At 73.7% G+C, this 15,512-nt stretch carries 23 protein-coding genes and 1 pseudogene; 10 read left to right on the forward strand and 14 right to left on the reverse strand.

What is annotated here, in order from left to right; all coding sequences use genetic code 11:
* Window positions 1-87: 87 nt before the first annotated feature.
* From IF45_RS0110265 to IF45_RS31315, 3 genes are all read left to right on the forward strand, one after another.
* Window positions 88-315, forward strand: coding sequence for a type II toxin-antitoxin system VapB family antitoxin (locus tag IF45_RS0110265; protein ID WP_003949082.1), 228 nt, complete (start codon window positions 88-90; stop codon window positions 313-315).
* Window positions 312-719, forward strand: a complete 408-nt coding sequence (locus IF45_RS0110270) for a PIN domain nuclease (protein WP_003949083.1) — start codon at window positions 312-314, stop codon at window positions 717-719. Before IF45_RS0110265 ends, IF45_RS0110270 begins: the two co-directional genes overlap by 4 nt.
* Window positions 720-885: 166 nt before the next feature.
* Window positions 886-1,233: a DUF1992 domain-containing protein gene (locus tag IF45_RS31315; RefSeq protein WP_370443947.1), complete on the forward strand. Its 348-nt coding sequence runs from the start codon at window positions 886-888 to the stop codon at window positions 1,231-1,233.
* A 21-nt stretch (window positions 1,234-1,254) separates the two neighbouring features.
* On the opposite strand, the gene IF45_RS0110280 is transcribed toward IF45_RS31315, so the two are convergent.
* The 5 genes from IF45_RS0110280 to IF45_RS0110300 form a co-directional block, all read right to left on the reverse strand.
* Complete coding sequence (locus IF45_RS0110280; RefSeq protein ID WP_008411243.1) at window positions 1,255-1,953, reverse strand: type 1 glutamine amidotransferase domain-containing protein; 699 nt, start codon at window positions 1,951-1,953, stop codon at window positions 1,255-1,257.
* Window positions 1,954-2,053: 100 nt separating this feature from the next.
* Complete coding sequence (locus IF45_RS0110285) at window positions 2,054-2,422, reverse strand: hypothetical protein (protein ID WP_008411241.1); 369 nt, start codon at window positions 2,420-2,422, stop codon at window positions 2,054-2,056.
* 90 nt (window positions 2,423-2,512) lie between these two features.
* Window positions 2,513-3,355 carry an alpha/beta fold hydrolase gene (locus IF45_RS0110290; RefSeq protein WP_030306904.1) on the reverse strand — a complete coding sequence of 281 codons (843 nt, stop codon included), beginning with the start codon at window positions 3,353-3,355 and terminating at the stop codon, window positions 2,513-2,515.
* A gap of 95 nt (window positions 3,356-3,450) precedes the next feature.
* Window positions 3,451-3,924, reverse strand: a complete 474-nt coding sequence (locus IF45_RS0110295; protein ID WP_008411237.1) for a nuclear transport factor 2 family protein — start codon at window positions 3,922-3,924, stop codon at window positions 3,451-3,453.
* A 108-nt stretch (window positions 3,925-4,032) separates the two neighbouring features.
* Window positions 4,033-4,581, reverse strand: coding sequence for a MarR family winged helix-turn-helix transcriptional regulator (locus tag IF45_RS0110300; protein WP_030306907.1), 549 nt, complete (start codon window positions 4,579-4,581; stop codon window positions 4,033-4,035).
* Window positions 4,582-4,774: 193 nt separating this feature from the next.
* On the opposite strand from IF45_RS0110300, the gene IF45_RS0110305 reads away from it, so the two are divergent.
* Window positions 4,775-5,260 carry a nitroreductase family deazaflavin-dependent oxidoreductase gene (locus tag IF45_RS0110305; RefSeq protein ID WP_008411234.1) on the forward strand — a complete coding sequence of 162 codons (486 nt, stop codon included), beginning with the start codon at window positions 4,775-4,777 and terminating at the stop codon, window positions 5,258-5,260.
* 9 nt (window positions 5,261-5,269) lie between these two features.
* On the opposite strand, the gene IF45_RS0110310 is transcribed toward IF45_RS0110305, so the two are convergent.
* On the reverse strand, window positions 5,270-6,007 hold the full coding sequence (locus tag IF45_RS0110310) for a phosphotransferase family protein (RefSeq protein WP_030306909.1): 738 nt from the start codon (window positions 6,005-6,007) through the stop codon (window positions 5,270-5,272).
* A 67-nt stretch (window positions 6,008-6,074) separates the two neighbouring features.
* Window positions 6,075-7,046 carry a serine/threonine dehydratase gene (locus IF45_RS0110315; protein ID WP_030306911.1) on the reverse strand — a complete coding sequence of 324 codons (972 nt, stop codon included), beginning with the start codon at window positions 7,044-7,046 and terminating at the stop codon, window positions 6,075-6,077.
* 14 nt (window positions 7,047-7,060) lie between these two features.
* Here IF45_RS0110315 and IF45_RS33255 point away from each other — a divergent pair, with 14 nt between their 5' ends.
* Both IF45_RS33255 and IF45_RS0110325 read left to right on the forward strand, forming a co-directional pair.
* Entirely contained in the window at window positions 7,061-7,417 is a 357-nt protein-coding gene (locus tag IF45_RS33255) for a GNAT family N-acetyltransferase (RefSeq protein ID WP_078842863.1), read from the forward strand.
* 91 nt (window positions 7,418-7,508) lie between these two features.
* Window positions 7,509-8,333, forward strand: a complete 825-nt coding sequence (locus IF45_RS0110325) for an APH(3'') family aminoglycoside O-phosphotransferase (RefSeq protein WP_030306913.1) — start codon at window positions 7,509-7,511, stop codon at window positions 8,331-8,333.
* Here IF45_RS0110325 and IF45_RS0110330 read toward each other — a convergent pair.
* Window positions 8,320-9,195, reverse strand: a complete 876-nt coding sequence (locus IF45_RS0110330; protein WP_030306915.1) for a class I SAM-dependent methyltransferase — start codon at window positions 9,193-9,195, stop codon at window positions 8,320-8,322. The two genes, IF45_RS0110325 and IF45_RS0110330, sit on opposite strands and share 14 nt — an antisense overlap.
* A gap of 182 nt (window positions 9,196-9,377) precedes the next feature.
* Here IF45_RS0110330 and IF45_RS0110335 point away from each other — a divergent pair, with 182 nt between their 5' ends.
* The gene (locus tag IF45_RS0110335) at window positions 9,378-9,965 is read left to right on the forward strand and encodes a TetR/AcrR family transcriptional regulator (protein ID WP_030306917.1); all 588 of its coding nucleotides are present in this window, start codon (window positions 9,378-9,380) and stop codon (window positions 9,963-9,965) included.
* 45 nt (window positions 9,966-10,010) lie between these two features.
* Here IF45_RS0110335 and IF45_RS31320 read toward each other — a convergent pair whose 3' ends face one another.
* Both IF45_RS31320 and IF45_RS0110345 read right to left on the reverse strand, forming a co-directional pair.
* Window positions 10,011-10,412, reverse strand: coding sequence for a hypothetical protein (locus IF45_RS31320; protein ID WP_030306918.1), 402 nt, complete (start codon window positions 10,410-10,412; stop codon window positions 10,011-10,013).
* Window positions 10,413-10,420: 8 nt separating this feature from the next.
* Window positions 10,421-10,930: a SigE family RNA polymerase sigma factor gene (locus tag IF45_RS0110345; protein WP_003949097.1), complete on the reverse strand. Its 510-nt coding sequence runs from the start codon at window positions 10,928-10,930 to the stop codon at window positions 10,421-10,423.
* A 177-nt stretch (window positions 10,931-11,107) separates the two neighbouring features.
* Between IF45_RS0110345 and IF45_RS0110350 the strand changes: the two genes are divergently transcribed.
* Window positions 11,108-11,485, forward strand: a complete 378-nt coding sequence (locus tag IF45_RS0110350) for a hypothetical protein (RefSeq protein ID WP_030306921.1) — start codon at window positions 11,108-11,110, stop codon at window positions 11,483-11,485.
* Between the two features lie 110 nt (window positions 11,486-11,595).
* Complete coding sequence (locus IF45_RS0110355; protein WP_003949099.1) at window positions 11,596-12,138, forward strand: AAA family ATPase; 543 nt, start codon at window positions 11,596-11,598, stop codon at window positions 12,136-12,138.
* 25 nt (window positions 12,139-12,163) lie between these two features.
* On the opposite strand, the gene IF45_RS0110360 is transcribed toward IF45_RS0110355, so the two are convergent.
* The 4 genes and pseudogenes from IF45_RS0110360 to IF45_RS0110370 form a co-directional block, all read right to left on the reverse strand.
* Window positions 12,164-12,553, reverse strand: coding sequence for a VOC family protein (locus IF45_RS0110360; RefSeq protein ID WP_030306923.1), 390 nt, complete (start codon window positions 12,551-12,553; stop codon window positions 12,164-12,166).
* Window positions 12,550-13,332, reverse strand: coding sequence for a hypothetical protein (locus tag IF45_RS0110365; protein ID WP_030306924.1), 783 nt, complete (start codon window positions 13,330-13,332; stop codon window positions 12,550-12,552). Before IF45_RS0110365 ends, IF45_RS0110360 begins: the two co-directional genes overlap by 4 nt.
* Before the next feature lie 230 nt (window positions 13,333-13,562).
* Window positions 13,563-13,766 (reverse strand): annotated as a pseudogene (locus IF45_RS32220) (DUF397 domain-containing protein).
* Between the two features lie 33 nt (window positions 13,767-13,799).
* Entirely contained in the window at window positions 13,800-14,744 is a 945-nt protein-coding gene (locus IF45_RS0110370; RefSeq protein WP_003949103.1) for a helix-turn-helix domain-containing protein, read from the reverse strand.
* Window positions 14,745-15,088: 344 nt separating this feature from the next.
* Here IF45_RS0110370 and IF45_RS33825 point away from each other — a divergent pair, with 344 nt between their 5' ends.
* Entirely contained in the window at window positions 15,089-15,475 is a 387-nt protein-coding gene (locus IF45_RS33825; RefSeq protein WP_226660282.1) for a hypothetical protein, read from the forward strand.
* Window positions 15,476-15,512 lie beyond the last annotated feature (37 nt).

A 15,512-nucleotide genomic window follows, 5' to 3' on the forward strand; every position in this document is an offset into this window, starting at 1 on the left:
AGAGCTGCGGGCGAAGTCTGCGACAGGGCGATATATAAGGAGTACGATACAGAGATATACGCCGTTAGATATACGAAGGGCGGGCCCATGAGCAGAACAGTGATCGACCTCGACGACGACGCCCTGGCGGCGGCAGCCCAGGAGCTCGGCACCCGGACCAAACGCGACACGGTCAACGCCGCCCTACGGGAAGTCGTCGAGCGCAACGCACGCCTTCGCGCGCTGCACGAGCTCCAGGAGCTCACGGCCGAAGGCGCCCTGGACATCGAGGTCCTGCTCGACAAGTCCGCACGGCGGGGTGGAATCGGCAGGTGAGCGTTCCCGACTACCTGATCGACACCTCGGCGCTGGTGCGCGTCCTGCAGCGGCGGGTACCCAGGGAATGGGAGCACCGCATCGGAGCCGGTCTGGTCTCCCTCTGCGACCTGACCGAACTCGAACTCCTCTACTCAGCCAGGTCCACCAGCGACCGTGACGCGATCCGCGACCGCCTGTCCCTCTTCACCTGGTGCCCGATGCCGGACGGAGTTTTCCGCCGCGCCCGGACGGTGCAGGCACTCCTGACCGACAAGGGCGAACACCGGAGCGCGGGCGCCGTGGACCTGCTCCTCGCGGCGACCGCCGAGCAGTCCGGCCTGACCCTGCTCCACCACGACCGTGACTTCGAAACCGTCGCCCGCGCCACGGGCCAGCCCGTACGCATGATCGACCTACGCTGACAGGCCCCAGGTTCCGCCCTTGAGCCCCGCCCCACCCCCTGCGACCCTGGAACCATGACAGAGCGGAAACCGGCGGACGTCTCGCACGAGGACTGGGTGGAGCATCAGATCCGGCAGGCCGAGCGGCGGGGGGGAGTTCGCGGAGTTGCCCGGGCGGGGGAAGCCCTTGCCGGGGAACGAGATCGAGTACGACGCGCTGTGGTGGGTCAAGGCCAAGATGCGGCGGGAGGGGCTGGGGCAGGAGCGGCCCGCCGACGGGGCGGGGTCGCTGGTGGCGGTGTGCCGGCGGGACGCCGAGGATCTGCCCGCCGTGCTGGCCCGGATCGAGGACGAGGCGGAGGTCCGGCGCCGGGTCGGCGAGCTGAACAGGCGGATCACCGATCTGCACCTGATGCCGCCGCCCGGTCCGCCGCTGGGCATCCCCCGCTTAAAGGTGGACGAGGTGGTGCGCGAGTGGCGCCGGGCGCGGCAGCTCGCGGCCCGCAGGCGGCCGGGCGGCACCGGGCGGGTCTGAGCCCGCGCCCCCCGGCGGGGCTCAGCGCAGCGCCCGTACGACCGCCTCGGCCACCGGGGTCGCGCTGGCCGGGTTCTGGCCGGTGATGAGCAGGCCGTCCTCCACCACGTAGGGGGCGAAGGGTTCCTCGGCGACGCTGTAGGAGGCGCCGAGGGCGCGCAGCCGCTCCTCCAGGCTGAACGGGACGGCGTCCGCGCGCTGGGCCAGTTCCTCCTCGGGCCAGGAGAACCCGGTGACCTCGCGGCCCCGCAGGAGCGGCCGGCCGTCGGCGAGGGTGGTCTCCAGGAGGCCGCACGGGCCGTGGCAGACGGCGGAGACGACGCGGCCCTCGTCGTGGAAGGCGGCGACCAGTTCGCCCAGCGCCTTGCTGCGCGGGAAGTCGAACATGGTGCCGTGGCCGCCGGTGAGGTAGATCGCGTCGTACTCCTCGGGCCGGACGTCGGCGACGGCGACGGTGTCCTCCAGGAGGTTCATGAAGGTGCGGTCGGCGTAGCGCTCGGCGGTGCCCTGGTCGGCGAGGACGTCGTGGGCGAGGCTCTCCGGGTCGATCGGGACGCGGCCGCCGTCGACGCTGGCGATGGTGAGGCCGAACCCGGCCGCCTCGGCGACGTCGTAGAAGTGGGTCAGCTCGCCGAGCCAGAGACCGGTGCGGTAGCCGGCGCTCTCGTACTCGCCCGCGCTGGTGACGATGATCAGGATGCGGTTGGTCGGGGTGGCCATGGGGGTGCTGTCTCCTTCTCGGCCTGGGATACGGCTTCCGAAGAGGCGCATACCCGCACGGAACACCCCATAACGCGCAACGCGCGCAGGCGGAACCCGGTCAGCCCCGGTCGGTGATCTCCGGCGCGTACACCGTGCCCAGCGGTTCGGGGCCGACGTACTGCTGGCAGTTGCAGGGGCGCTCCTCGAACTTGACCGGCTTGCGGTCGGCGTCCCACTCGACCGGGGCCTGGACCCGCTCGTGGCACGTGCCCTGCTTGTCGTGCTTGGCGAGGTGGTGCGTGCAGCCGCAGATGGGCTCCGGCGGGCGGTTCGCCGCGTCGAGGGCACGCTGCCGCTCGGTCTCGGCGCGTTGCAGCTCCAGTTTGCGGGTGTGCCGCGCCTTGAGCGCGCTGCGCACGCTCTCCCCGATCCAGCTTCCGCCGCCCAGCAGCATGAACGCCAGGCCCCACCACATCCAGCCGCTCATGGAACGACTCCCCCCTGTGTCGATTTCCCGCATGGTACGCGCCGGGACCCGGCCCCCACGAGGCGTACGCGCCGGCGTCCCGGCCGTGGCTCAGCAGTCGGTACGGGCGAGGAAGTCCCGCAGGTGGGCCAGGAGTTCCGCGGGCTGATCAACGGGGATCAGGGTGCGGCTCCCGGCGATCTCCACGTACGCGGCCCGGGGCAGCAGCGCGGCCAGCCGCCGGCCGTGCTCGACCGGCATCACCTTGTCCTCGGCGGCCCAGGCCACCAGCGCGGGCCCCTCGAACTCCCTCAGCGCCTCGGTCCAGCGCAGCAGTTCCTCGCGGGGCGGCACCCCCAGCAGGTAGGCGCGCAGGTCGCGGCGGATCTCCGGGGAGGTCTGGGCGGGGCGCAGCCAGCCGTCCATCAGCCGGGCCGGGACGGGGCGCAGGCTCATCCGGCCCCAGGTCATCGGCAGGCGGCGCGCGGGGCGGAGGCGCAGCAGGCCGAAGGCGGCGGCGAGGCCGCCCGGGAGGCGGGCGGCGGCGACGAGGTTGCGGCCCGGCAGGCCGGGCGGGTAGTTGTCGAACGCCTCGCAGGAGGTGAGGACGAGCCGGCCGATCCGCTCGCCGAGGCCCAGGGCCAACAGGGCCTGGGCGCCGCCCCAGTCGTTGAGGACCAGGGTCACCCGGCGCAGGTCCAGCCGCTCCAGCACCTCGGCGACCAGCCGCGCCACGCCGGGCACCGACAGGTCGGCCCCGGCCCGCATCGGCCTGCGGTGGCCGCCGAGCGGCAGCACGGGCCGTACGCACCGGTACTCCCCGCTCAGCCCCGGCACGACCTCGTCCCAGAGGCTCGCGTCCATCGCCACCCCGTGCAGCAGCACCACGACGGGGCCGTCCCCGCCCGTGTCCTCGTAGTCCACGTCCCCGGCGGACAGCTCCAGCTGCGGCATTGCGGCCTCCCGATCCCGCCCGGCACCGGCCTGGCGCCCGGCTGACCCGCACAAGTTTTCCACCGCCTGTGGACAGGGACCACGGGGCGCGCCCGTCAGTCCCGCCCCACCGCGGGGAGCCGGTCCGTGGGGCCGGCGAAGGCCAGGAAGAGGGTGCGGTGGGCGAGCCGCCAGCGGCCTCCGGCCCGGTGGAAGGTGTCCTCGTAGTGGCCCACCTGGACCGGCGGGCGGGCCGGGACCGGGCCGCCGGTGTGGCCGTCCACGCGGTACGTGGTGAAGTAGCTGGTCGCGGTGGCGGTGTCCGGGCTGGTGACGGTCACGAGGATGTTGCTCGCGACGCGGCGCGAGAGGCGGTCGGCGGGGCGGCCCGCGAAGTACGCCCTGAGGGGCTCGCGGCCCTCGATACGGCGTTCTCCGGCCGGCCATTCCCACACCGCGTCCTCGGTGAAGAGTTCCGCGACGTCTCCTGGGTCGCCCAGGTCGAGCCTCTGCCCGAACTCCACGATCAGCCGCTCGCACGCGCGCTCGGCCAGCATGCGCTCGACGGGGTCTGTCAGGTCCGTGTCCATGCCCCTTCCTAGCAGCGGGGCGCGCGGACCGGCGACCCGGTTTCTGGTGGACATGCCACGCCGACGCCCGGACCCACGCGACCACGGGCCGGCCTGACGGACCCCCCGTCATCCCCGTGGCGACGGCCCGGCCGGGTCGCCGCCCCACCCCAGCGGGTGGGTGTCGGCCGCTCCCGTCGGGGCCAGTGGCTCGCCTCCGGCCTCGTTGAACGCGTGCAGGGCGGCCACCAGGTCCGCGCGCCGGGCCGGTTCCAGCCGGGCGACGACGCCGGCGATCTCGGCGCGCCTGCGGTCCGTCACCTCCCGCACCGTGCGCAGACCGGCGTCGGTGAGGTACAGCGAGGTCTCCCGGCGGTTGCCCGGATTGGCCTGTCTCTCGGCCAGGCCGGCCGCTATCAGGCGGTCGACCATGCGCATCGCCGTGGACGGTGCCACTCCCAGTGCCTCGGCCAGGGTCACCAGCCTGGTGGGGCCGCGCACCGAGAGGACGACGAGCATCCTGAACTGCGGCAGGGTCACCCGGTCCCCGACGGCCGCGAGCGAACGCGCGGAGATCGCCACCAGCAGGCGGGAGGCGGTCAGCACGGCGCCGGTGACGGCATCGACGTCGACATCGATGCCGTCCGGGGGCTTCGCGGCGGAAGCGTTCTCCGGCATACCCCCTTTCTACCGCCTCGGCACCGGGGCACACGCCCCGAGAGCACGTTCCAGATCCACAACAGCCGTACAACGGGTCGGACCATCACCGCACCGTCTCATTTGCCCTGTGCAACGGTTGCCCAGAGCAAGGAGCGACGGGTGACCGCCGGTCGGCCCGCTCAGCCAGACGCCCCCGCACGGAAGGCCGTTCATGAACTCCGGACACCCTCGTCCCGGCGGTTCCCCTCCCAGGCACCTCGCGGAGCGGCTGCCCCCGTTCCTCTTCCGCGTCGGACTGGCCCCGGTCCTGGGCGGCCGGCTGCTCCTGCTCCACCACACCGGCCGCGTCACCGGCCGGTACTACCGCACCGTCCTCGCCGTCCTGGACTTCGACGCCCCCGAGGGCCGCTGGACGGTCGCCGCCGCGGGCGGGGACCAGGCCGACTGGTACCGGAACCTGCGGACACACCCGAAGACCGTCATCCAGTACGGCAACCACCACCACACCGTCAACGCCCGCTTCCCGGACGCCGCCGAGAGCGAGGCCGCCGGGGCCGGTCTCACCCCGCCCGCCGCCTGGCGGCACTGCCCGAGGAGCAGGGCGCGATCCGGCCCCGGCGGCCTCGCCCTGGTCGTCCTGGAAGCGGCCGTCGGCTACCGGAGACCGCGCGGGCTCGGGCCACGCAGGACGCGGTGACCTTTCCCGTCAGGCACCGGCCGGAATGAGCACACTCTCTCCCCCATCGGCCGACGCCAGAGTCAGCACGGTGCCGACGTGGGCGCGCACCTCGTCCCATCGTCTCCGGTAGGCGCAGTAGGCGAGGGCGTCGAGGGCGATGTGGAGCAGGTAGGCGTGCAGGCGTTCCCGCAAGTGGGCCGGGGTCGGCCCGGTGGCGCGCCAGTGGGTGAGCAGGGCCGCGTGGAGATCCCCCAGGCGCCAGCCCGGATACCAGGGCCACCAGTGCAGGAGCCAGGCCGCGTCGTAGAGCGGGTCGCCGTACAGGGCGTTGCCCCAGTCCAGGACGCCGGTGATCCCCGCCTCACCGGCGAGGACGTTGCGGCTGAGCAGGTCCCCGTGGATCAGGCGGCGGGCGTCGGGGAGGCAGGGCGTGAGGGCGGCCAGCGCCGACAGCCCCGCCTCGACGGGGCCGAGGCCGATCCCGGAATCGACCAGCGCCGCCCGCCACCCCGGCACCCGGGGTGTCTCGGTCCCGATGGCGAGCAGGGCTTCGGGCCAACTGGCGTGCGGGGCACGGCCATCCGGGGCCCAGATGCCGTAGCCGGAGGTGCCGGCGAGGTCTACGCGGGCGGCGGCGTCCAGCGCGCGCAGCAGGCTGGGCAGGGTGCGTGCGACGGCCTCGCCGGACAGGTCGTCCAGGGCCGTCCCGCGCACCCGGCCGGACACCGCGTACGCCCAGCCCTCGGCCCCGTCGAGCACGGTCACCGTAGAGGGTGCGGACGAGGCGGGGGCGAGCGTACGGCTTGGTCGGGCGGGGTGGCCTGCTCGCTGGTCAGTGGCTGAGGGTGGCCGGGTCGGTGTTGGCGCCGCAGAGGACGACGCAGACGGTTTCGTCGGGGGCGGGGGTGTAGCCGTGGCCGGGGGAAGGGTCGGTGAGGGCGGCGAGGGCGGTGGCGGCGCCGTGTTCGACGGCGAAGCGGTGTTCGGTCCACAGGGTGTGGCGGGCGGCGGTGAGGGCGTCGTCGGTGACGAGGACGGAGCGGGTGGAGTCGTACTGGGCGGCGGCGTAAGCCAGTTGCCCGGCGCGGCGGGCGCCGAGGGAGTCGGCGGCGACGGAGTCCACGGGTACGTCGACCGGCCCCCCGGCGGCCAGGGCCGCGTGCAGGGCGCGGCTGCCCTCCGGTTCGGCGGAGACGGTCCGCAGGCCGTGGTGGCGGGCGGCGGTGGCGACCCCGGCGAACAGGCCGCCTCCGCCGGTGGCGACCACGAGGGTGTCCAGGGAGGGGAGTTGGGCGCGGATCTCGTCGACGAGGGTGCCTGCCCCGGCGGCGATGAAGGGGTGGTCGTAGGCGTGGCTGGCCAGGGCGCCGGACTCGGCCGCGTACGTCTCGCAGGCGGCCAGCGCCTCGGCGTACTCGCTGCCGGTCAGCCGGACCTCGGCGCCGTACCGGCGCAGCCGCTCGACCTTGACGGCGGGGGCGGTGGCCGGGAGGAAGACGGTGGCGCGGACGCCGTGGGCGCGGGCCGCCCAGGCGCAGGCGAGCCCGGCGTTGCCGCCGGAGGCGATGGTCACGCCCGCCTCGGGCAGGGTGCCGGCCTCGCGGTGGGCGGCGATGAAGTTGGCGGCGCCCCGGGCCTTGAAACTCCCGGTGAACTGGGCGAACTCCAGGGCGGCGTGGACCCGGCCGGGGGGCGGAGTGCCGGGTGCGCCGAGGTCGAGCGGGGCGACGGCGACGGGCCGGACCTGGCCCGCGATCCGCTCGGCGGCGGCCTGGACGTCGTCGTGGGTGAGGGCGTGGGGCACGGCGCGGCTCCGGGGTGCGGGGTGGGTGGGCGGACGCGGGGCGCGTCGTAGGCCATGGTGCCGGGCGGGCGTCCGGGCCGGTCACGGGGGCCGGGCGCCGGGCCGCGCTTCTGGCACGCTGCCACCACGTCCAGACCCACCCCGAGCTGCGAGGACGCGGCATCGGCGGCGCCCTGATGGGGTACGTCCGCCAGGTCGCCCGCGAGGAACTGGGCCTCGAACAGCTTCACCTCGCCGCACGCGGGGGCGCCGGGCTGGAGGAGTTCTACGGCCGTCTCGGCTGGCGGGAGTCCGGGCGGCGCCCCGGTGTCCTGCGCTTCGGCCCGGGGGACGACCGCGACGAGGTCCTGATGCACCTGGCACCGCTCTGACCCGTACCCCGCGCGCCCGGGCGCGGGCCCATGCCCATGCACGTGCCCGCCGATCCGAGGCCCCGCGCCCCCCCCTGGCTAGAGTGCCGCCATGAGCGACCACCCCGGAACGCCGCTGACCCCGTCGCCGCTCCTGCCAGGCGCGAAGGGCGGCGGCTGGGTTCCGGTCGCGGCGGGTGAGTCCGGGGCGGCCGTGTTCCGTAGTGCGGACGGGGCCCGGTATGCCAAGTGTGTGGGGCCCGGGGGTGTGGCCGAGCTGGCGGAGGAGCGGGACCGGGCCGGGTGGCTGGGCGGGCAGGGGGTGCCGGGGCCCCGGGTGCTCGACTGGCGGGACGGGGAGGCGGGTGCCTGTCTGGTGACCGGTGCGGTGCCCGGTGTTTCCGCTGATCAGGTGTCGGCCGGGCAGTTGGGGGCGGCCTGGGGGCGGATCGCGGACGCGGTGCGGCGGCTGCACGAGGTGCCGGTGTCCGCGTGTCCCTTCGACCGGAGGCTGGACGCCATGGTCGCGGTGGCGCGCGAGGTCGTGGCCCGGGACGCCGTCAACCCGGAGTTCCTTCCGGACGAGCAGCGGGGGACGCCGGGGCCGGAGCTGCTGGACCGGCTCACCGGGCAGCTCGCGCGGCGCCGGGAGGAGGAGGCGGCCGACCTGGTCGTCTGCCACGGTGACCTGTGCCTGCCCAACATCGTCCTCGACCCGGAGACCCTGGACGTGGCGGGCTTCATCGACCTGGGCCGCCTCGGGGTGGCCGACCGCCACGCCGATCTGGCGCTGCTGCTCGCCAACGCGCGGGAGACGTGGCCCGACGAGGAGCGGGCCCGGGACGCGGACGCGGCCTTCGCCGAGTGGTACGGCCTCGCACCCGACCCCGGCCGCCTCCGCTTCTACCTCCATCTCGATCCGCTCACCTGGGGCTGAGCGGGGACGGGGGCCGCTCCCCCGTGATCAGCCAGGAGGTGCTGAGGAGCCGTACGCCGGTGCCGTCGGCCGTCTCGTGGGCGCGCAGGTGGTCGCGGAGTGCGGTGCGGGCGCGGGTCAGGTCGGCCGGTGCGGCCTGGTCGGCCAGGTGGCGGCCGGGGCCGGTGGCGAGCAGGAAGTCGGCGGCGTCCTCGGCGTCCTGGCCCCAGACTCCGTACGCCTCGACGGGCTCGACGCCGACGGCGGTCCAGCCGGCCGAGGTGAGGAGGCGGCGGACGTGGTCCGGGTCGGCCAGGGAGAACATGCCGGGGGTGTCCGCGCGGCCGAAGTCGCCGAGCGGGAGGATGCCGCGCAGCGAGGCCATCGCGGTGACCCAGCCGTTGCGTCCGGGGTCCGCCGGGCAGATGAGGGCGAGGCGGCCGCCGGGGCGCACGGCGGCGTGGAGGTGGGTGAAGGCGGCTGCGGGGTCGGCGAAGAACATGGCGCCGTAGCGGCTGATGACGGCGTCGAAGCCGCCGGGGCCGGGCTCGAACGGGTGGGTCTGGGCGTCGCCCTGGACGAAGGAGATGTTCCGGATGCCTTCCCGGGCGGCGCGGGCGCGTGCCTCGGCGAGCATGGGGCCGGAGAGGTCCAGGCCGAGGGCGCTGCCCCGGGGTACGCGGCGGGCGGCCAGCCGGGTGGTGCGTCCGGCGCCGCAGCCGATGTCGAGGACGCGGCCGGTCGCGGTGAGGCGGGCGGCGTCGAGCAGCGGTGCGTTGAATCCGTCGTTGACGGCGTTCCAGCGGTCCTGGTGGGCGGCCCAGTGGACCCCCTCCGGCCCGTTCCAGGCGTGCGACTGCGCGGTGTTGACGATCTCGGGCACGACGGACTCCCTGACGTGGTGCGAGGCGAGGCGTGAGGAAAGAAGCGAGACGGAACGAAGAATGGGCAAGCGCCCAAAGAGTATGGGCGCGCGCCCAAAACGGCAATCTCCGTTACGATCCCGGGGCCGCGCCCCACCGCGCGGGCACCGAGGCCGCACCACGGCGAGCGAGGAGAAAGCCCATGTCACCGCGGGGAGTCGCGACGCCGGACGTGACCGAACTGCTCTTCGCCGCCGCCGAACGCGTCGTCGTCCGGGACGGCCCCGGAGCCCTCACCAGCCGGGCCGTCACCACCGAGGCGGGCTGCGCCAAGGGGCTGCTGCACACCCACTTCGCGGGGATGGACGCCTTCGTGGCCGCCCTCTGCCTCGACCGCTTCGCCCGTACCGCCGCCACCGCCCGCGCCCTGCCCGCGCTGGCCGGAACCGGTACGGTCGCCGCCCACCTCGCCACCGTCACCGACGCCCTCTTCGACTCCGGCGGCCCCGCCGTCTCCGGCCTCGCCCTGACCCGCCCCGGCGCCGCCGAACGCTTCCGCGAGGCCATGGCGGCGGGCGCCCCCGGCTTCACCGCGATCCAGGACGCGATCACCGCCTACCTCCGCGCCGAACAGTCCCTCAGCCGCTTCCCGGCGGCCACCGACCCCGGTACCGCCGCCCTCTCCCTCGTCGGCACCGCCCACCACCTGCTGATGACCGGCTGGCCGGGCGCACCGGACCCGAAGGAGGAACTGGGGCGGCTGATCGGCCTGTTGCTCGGGGGCGAGTGAGCCGGAGCGGGGCCGTGCGGTCCGGCGCCCCGTGCCTCAGGAGGCTCAGCCGGGAGCCGGCTCCGGTGTGGCGACGGGGGTCGGCACCTCGGTGGGCTCCTGCGTCGGGGTGGGCGGGGCGAGGGGCTCCTGCTGTACGGAGTCGGGGCGGCTGTCGGCCACGTTGACGGCCGTGGTCACCCCGCACACCGCGACCACCAGCGCGCCCGCGAGGGCCACGGCGGTACGGCGGCGCCTGATCCTCCGCCCCCCGGCGACGGCCGCGTCGGTGACGCTGGGCAGGGGCGGCTCGGGGCCCGCGTCGAGCAGGGCCTCGAAGGCGGCGTACAGCTCCGCGTTCTCCCGCCGGTCCATCCCCTGGTACCTCTCGCCATCCGTCCTGCCCGCCCGGTCCGCCCGGTCCGCCCGGTCCGCCCGGTCCGCCCCCTGGCCCATCCCGTGGTCCATCTCGCGTGTCACCTCCCGGCCGTCTCGTGGGACAGGTTCTCGACGGCCTGGCGCAGGCGGGCCAGCCCCCGGGCGCTCTGGCTCTTGACCGTGCCCGGTGTCACCTGGAGGGCGTGGGCGGTCTCCTCGACGGTCCAGTCCTCCCAGTACCGCAGTACCAGGACGGCCCGGTACCTCGGTGCCAGCGTCATCAGCGCCTCCTTCATCAGCAACCGCAACTCCGGTGTGCCCGTGGCCGGGACGGGGACCTCGGGTATCTCGCCCACCGACTCCTCGCGCCAGCCTCCCTTGCGCTGCTGGTCGATGAAGGTGCGGGTGAGGATGGTGCGCGCGTAGGCGTCCACGTTGCCGTCCCGGCGGACCCGGCCCCAGGCCGCGTAGAGCTTCATCAGGGTGGTCTGGGTCAGGTCCTGGGCCTGGTGCCAGTCCCCGCACAGCAGGAAGGCGGCACGCCTCAGGCGCGCCTGGCACGCCTCGGCGTACTCCCGGAACTCCCGTTCCCGCACCGCTTGTTTCACTCGTCCCGACCTTCCGCCGCCCCACCCCTGCTGTTCTTCCATACGGGGCCGGGCGCGCGCAGGTTGCACGCGGACGGAAAGCGGCTGCCGTGCAACCTGGGCGGGCGCCACCCCCGTACTCCTCTTGCGCCAGGCCCTCCGATGCGCGGAGGGTCCGCAGCCGAAAGAGGAGAACCCGTGTCCCTGCACCGGAAGATCACCCTGAACCGCCGCCGGATCTACGGCCTCGCGGCCGGAGCCGCGCTGCTCGCCGCCGGTACGGCGAGCGTGGCCGCGGCCTCCGGCTCCGCCCCGGCGAAGGTCCCCGCCCCGGTCGAGGTCTCGGCGCCGGACGAGGCCCCCACCCCCGTGCCCGCGCCCGCCCCGGCCGAGGAAGCCTCCACGCCGGCCGAGGCCCCCACGCCGGTGCCGGCGCCGACCGAGGAGCCGACCCCGGTGCCCGTTCCGACCGAGGAGCCGTCGCCCGTGCCCGCGCCGACCGAGGAGCCGTCGCCGGTCCCCGGGCCGGCCGAGGAGCCCTCCGCCGTGCCCGCCCCGGTGCCCCCGCGAGGCTGACCCGCGCCGCACGCGCGGGCGCCGGGGCCGGGCCTCGCCCCGCCCCGGCGTCCGCGCCGGGCCGGGGTGCGGCCTCCCCCGTCACCCCAAGAGCACGTAAAGTTACCGGTGTGATCATCTGGCTGAATGGCACGTTCGGGGCAGGGAAAACCACTACGGCCGGGGAGTTGACCACGCGGATACGCGACTCCCGGATCTTCGACGCCGAGAAGGTCGGGGAGATGCTGTGGCACGTACTGGGCGTCCCGGAGGGGGACTTCCAGGACTTCCCGCCCTGGCGCGGCCTGGTCGTGGAGACCGCCCGTCAGGTCCTGGACCACGTCGGCGGCACGCTGGTCGTCACGCAGACGGTCCTGGTCGAGCAGTACTGGCAGGAGATCCGCGCGGGCCTGGCCAAGGCCGGAATCCCGGTCCACCACTTCCTGCTCCACACCGACCAGGACACCCTGGTCCACCGCATCGCCAACGACACCGAGCCCGCCAGCGTCGCCGGCCGCCAGTGGCGCCTGGACCACCTCCCCCGCTACCAGCAGGCCGTGCCCTGGCTCTACCGCGAGGCCGAGGTCATCGACACCACCGAACTGACCCCGGACCTGGTCGCCGAGGTCGTCGCCTCCCGGGTGTGGCCGCACGGGGACGGGCTGTACCGGTAGGTGCTCGGGGGGCTCAGGAGGTGCCCTACGGCGCCAGGGTGCGCAGGACGTCGAACTCGTTGCCCTCGGGGTCGGCCATGACCACCCAGCTCCGGCCCGGCCCCTGGCCCACGTCCTTCCTGGTGGCACCGAGGCCGAGCAGCCTGGCGACCTCCTCCTCGGTGCTGCGGTCGACGGGGCTGACGTCGAGATGGAGCCGGTTCTTGCCCGCCTTGCCCTCGGGCACCCGGATGAAGACCAGGGTGGGCGGCATCTGCCGGGCACGGACCTCCTCGACGGACGGCACCCAGGACCCGATCTCGACCTTGCCCTCCCCCGAGTCGATCACCTTGAAGTCCAGCACCGCGCACCAGAACGCCGCCAGGCGCTCCGGGTCCTGACAGTCGACGGTCAGCTCGGTGAACCTGCTGGTCATGCTGTTCCTCCACTTTGCGTCCCGGGTCCGATCAGTTCGCGCAGCTCGGCCGCCAGGGAACGGCAGCTACGGACGTAGTCGCCGGCGGCGGTCGGGGTGACCGCTTCCGGATGCTGGAACGCCTGATTCCACAGGGCTTGCAGCCGTACGTGGACGCCCTGTGCCTCGACGGGCAGCCCCAGCCCCGCCAACCACGCCCGGATCTGCTCCGAGCTGTGGGCGTACGGCTGCGGACCGAGCGGGTGGCCACGGGCGGCCAGTACCTCCACGGCGCACACCACCAGGCCTTGCCACGCGGTGGCCACCGCCCGCACAGGCGAGTCCGCCGCCAGCTCCAGCGCTTCCTGGAAGGGGTCCCGTCGGGGCAGGGGCAGGGGACCCGTCCGGCGAGGACTGTCGCCGCCTCCGGCAGGGGCGCCCCAACCGCCGCCACGCGGAAACTCGTACGGCCTCTCCTCCGGATCGGGAGGGAGGGCGTCCTCGTCCGGCGGCGGCTCTTCGTCCTCGTCCTCGGGCCACCAGTCGTCGGGCTCCGTCCGGACGGAGCCGGGTAGCGTCCGGCCGGGCTCCTCCCCCGCCGGCGCCCGCAGATCATCGGCCTCGTCACGCACCGCCCGCGCCTCCGCCTCGAACTCCAGCGTCCCCGCCGGAGTCTCCAGCCGCGTCAGCCGCCCGAACGCCTGCCGGATCTGCGCCCGCAACATCCACACCAGGACCACCGTGACCACCGGCCACACCAACGTGTCCAGGTACTTGAGCACCAACTCCGCTATCGCCACGCGCTCATCCTCGCGGCCCCCCGGCCCTGCGCCGGGGGACTGCCGCCCATCGTGACCCGCCCGAAACAGCAGCGGGCCGGGCCCTGAGGGAGGGCCCGGCCTGGTTCTAGGACGTCTTGCCCCAACCGGGGTCCAGGAATCTGATCATCGGCAGTACCTCCAACTCGCACAGGCGGGAGAACGCTACGCCTCAGATCTTCCCGCTCAACGCCCCTGCGCGCACGGGGATTTCAGACCCTCACAGACTTGGCATAGTCCACGAACACAGACCAGGCGGGAGCGGCCACGGTGAAGCCCGCGAGAGTGGTGTCCTTGCTGTCGCGGACGGGGACTTGGCCGAAGGCGGCGGCGTAGGTGGCGGCCCACTCGATGCAGCCGCCGTTGTTCGCTCAGTAGGACGACCTGACCCCGCCGGGGTCCGGAAGCCTCGTCATCGGTGGTACCTCCAACTCAGGGGCGGGAGAACGCTACGACTCTGAGTTCCCCCCGAGCGTGGCATGCCGCACGTTGAACACGTCAGTGCGGGGAGTCGGCGTGGTGGGCGTGAGTGCGAAAACGGGGGCTGTGTCCGTGGGGGATGCGGTCGAGCCGGGAAGTGCCTCGATCACCTGGCGCAGGAAAGCGGCGGTCTCCTGCGGCTTCACGGCGTAAGCCCAGAGCCGGTCCCAGTGGCGCACATGGCGTTGCACACGATCCGGCGCCTCCATCATCGTGCCGTTCCCGGACGACTCCTCGTAGGCGAACGTACGGTTGTCCGGCATGGTCAGGAGGTGGACCGCCCCGCCCAGCATGCCGTGCTCGCCGTAGCTGAACGGCAGAAGCTGGATCACGCACCAAGGGGTCTCGACCATGGTGATGAGGTACTCCAACTGCTCCCGCATCACCGCAGGTCCGCCGACGGGGCGCCTGACCGCGGCTTCGTCCAGGATCACGGCGTGGTGGGGCGGATTCTCTCCGCGCAGCCTGGTCTGGCGAGCCATGCGGATGGCCAGCTGCTCCTCCTGCCACGCCTCGTCACGAGCCGCCGTCGACCTGAAGAGCGCCCGCGCGTACCCCTCGGTCTGGAGTAGCCCGGGGATCAGCACCCCGGCGTACTCCTTGATGCCGACCGCCCGCCGTTCGTGATCCAGGAGGAGGTTGTACCCGTACTGCTGCACCGCCTCGCGGCAGGCGAACACGTACAGCTCGGCGAACAGGTCCTCCGTGCCGAAGAGATCATCGAGCAGGGCCGGAAGCTTCTCCGGAGGCAGGTACGACCCTCTTTCGACTCGGGCCAACTGGGACTTACTCAGAGGGACACTGGCCTCCAGGACGTCGAGGCTCCACCCTCGGGCCTTACGCATGCGCCGGAGCCGCGCGCCGAACAGCTGCCTGGCCGACCCGAGCGGATCGAGTTCCTTCTCCTGGCTCATGCCGTGCGCCCCTTGTGTCATCAGGGATATGGGACAGGTATCGCTGGCCAGGCTAGCCATCACTGGGTGAGGCTGTGGACTTACGGAGAGAAACCACCCACCCACCACTCTGCGTAGGTACCCCCATGTCTCTTGTCGTCTGGCACCCCCGTACCCGTCGTCAGCTTGTGCTGCTGGACGTGGAGGGTGCCTTGCGCAGGGTCGCGGCGGTGCCGCTCGGGGATCGGCAATTCCTGGTTCCCGAGAAGGAGTTGCAGACGTATCCGGGTGCTTCCGATCCCCGGGCCGTGGCCGGTTGTGTGGCGCGGCTCGTGACGCCGGAGACGGTGCGGGAAGGGGACCTGATGTCGGTTGCCGGGGAGTACCGGCGGGTGGTGGAGCGGGGGCACACCCGGGCGGGTGGGCGGCGGCTCCTGCTGGAGGGGTACGGGCCGTGGGTGATGGCGTTCGACCGGGTGGCGTTCCGCGCGCTCGACTCGCCGCAGCCCTGGAACGCGCCCAGCGCCGACGACTCTCCGCGCATCCCGCCGTACGCACGCTGTGTCACCTGCGAAGGAGCAACCTTGTCCGCCTGGGTCCGTCATCTGGAGTGGAAGCGCGAGCAGATCCTCGCGCAGCATCGCGAGGGCATGTCCCTCGACCGTCTTTGCGCGGTCTACGAGGTCCCGCCGGACGTGCTCCGCGCCTGCCTCGCCCGCTGGGAGCCGGAGGTCGCCTCCGAGGCGGGGTGAGGGACACCGGCCGGCCCGGGACACCCTGCGGGCGGGC

The sequence above is a fragment of the Streptomyces albidoflavus genome, from assembly GCF_000719955.1.
In the GTDB taxonomy this organism is placed as follows: domain Bacteria; phylum Actinomycetota; class Actinomycetes; order Streptomycetales; family Streptomycetaceae; genus Streptomyces; species Streptomyces albidoflavus.

Bases quoted from the DNA above. Each gene is read 5' to 3' on its own strand.
- IF45_RS0110370 (WP_003949103.1), bottom strand. From the start codon at position 14,744: ATGAGCCAGGAGAAGGAACTCGATCCGCTCGGGTCGGCCAGGCAGCTG.
- IF45_RS0110335 (WP_030306917.1), top strand. From the start codon at position 9,378: ATGTCACCGCGGGGAGTCGCGACGCCGGACGTGACCGAACTGCTCTTC.
- IF45_RS0110300 (WP_030306907.1), bottom strand. From the start codon at position 4,581: ATGCCGGAGAACGCTTCCGCCGCGAAGCCCCCGGACGGCATCGATGTC.
- IF45_RS0110360 (WP_030306923.1), bottom strand. From the start codon at position 12,553: ATGACCAGCAGGTTCACCGAGCTGACCGTCGACTGTCAGGACCCGGAG.
- IF45_RS0110295 (WP_008411237.1), bottom strand. From the start codon at position 3,924: ATGGACACGGACCTGACAGACCCCGTCGAGCGCATGCTGGCCGAGCGC.
- IF45_RS33825 (WP_226660282.1), top strand. From the start codon at position 15,089: ATGTCGGTTGCCGGGGAGTACCGGCGGGTGGTGGAGCGGGGGCACACC.
- IF45_RS0110280 (WP_008411243.1), bottom strand. From the start codon at position 1,953: ATGGCCACCCCGACCAACCGCATCCTGATCATCGTCACCAGCGCGGGC.
- IF45_RS0110285 (WP_008411241.1), bottom strand. From the start codon at position 2,422: ATGAGCGGCTGGATGTGGTGGGGCCTGGCGTTCATGCTGCTGGGCGGC.
- IF45_RS31320 (WP_030306918.1), bottom strand. From the start codon at position 10,412: ATGGACCACGGGATGGGCCAGGGGGCGGACCGGGCGGACCGGGCGGAC.
- IF45_RS0110265 (WP_003949082.1), top strand. From the start codon at position 88: ATGAGCAGAACAGTGATCGACCTCGACGACGACGCCCTGGCGGCGGCA.
- IF45_RS0110325 (WP_030306913.1), top strand. From the start codon at position 7,509: ATGAGCGACCACCCCGGAACGCCGCTGACCCCGTCGCCGCTCCTGCCA.
- IF45_RS0110305 (WP_008411234.1), top strand. From the start codon at position 4,775: ATGAACTCCGGACACCCTCGTCCCGGCGGTTCCCCTCCCAGGCACCTC.
- IF45_RS0110290 (WP_030306904.1), bottom strand. From the start codon at position 3,355: ATGCCGCAGCTGGAGCTGTCCGCCGGGGACGTGGACTACGAGGACACG.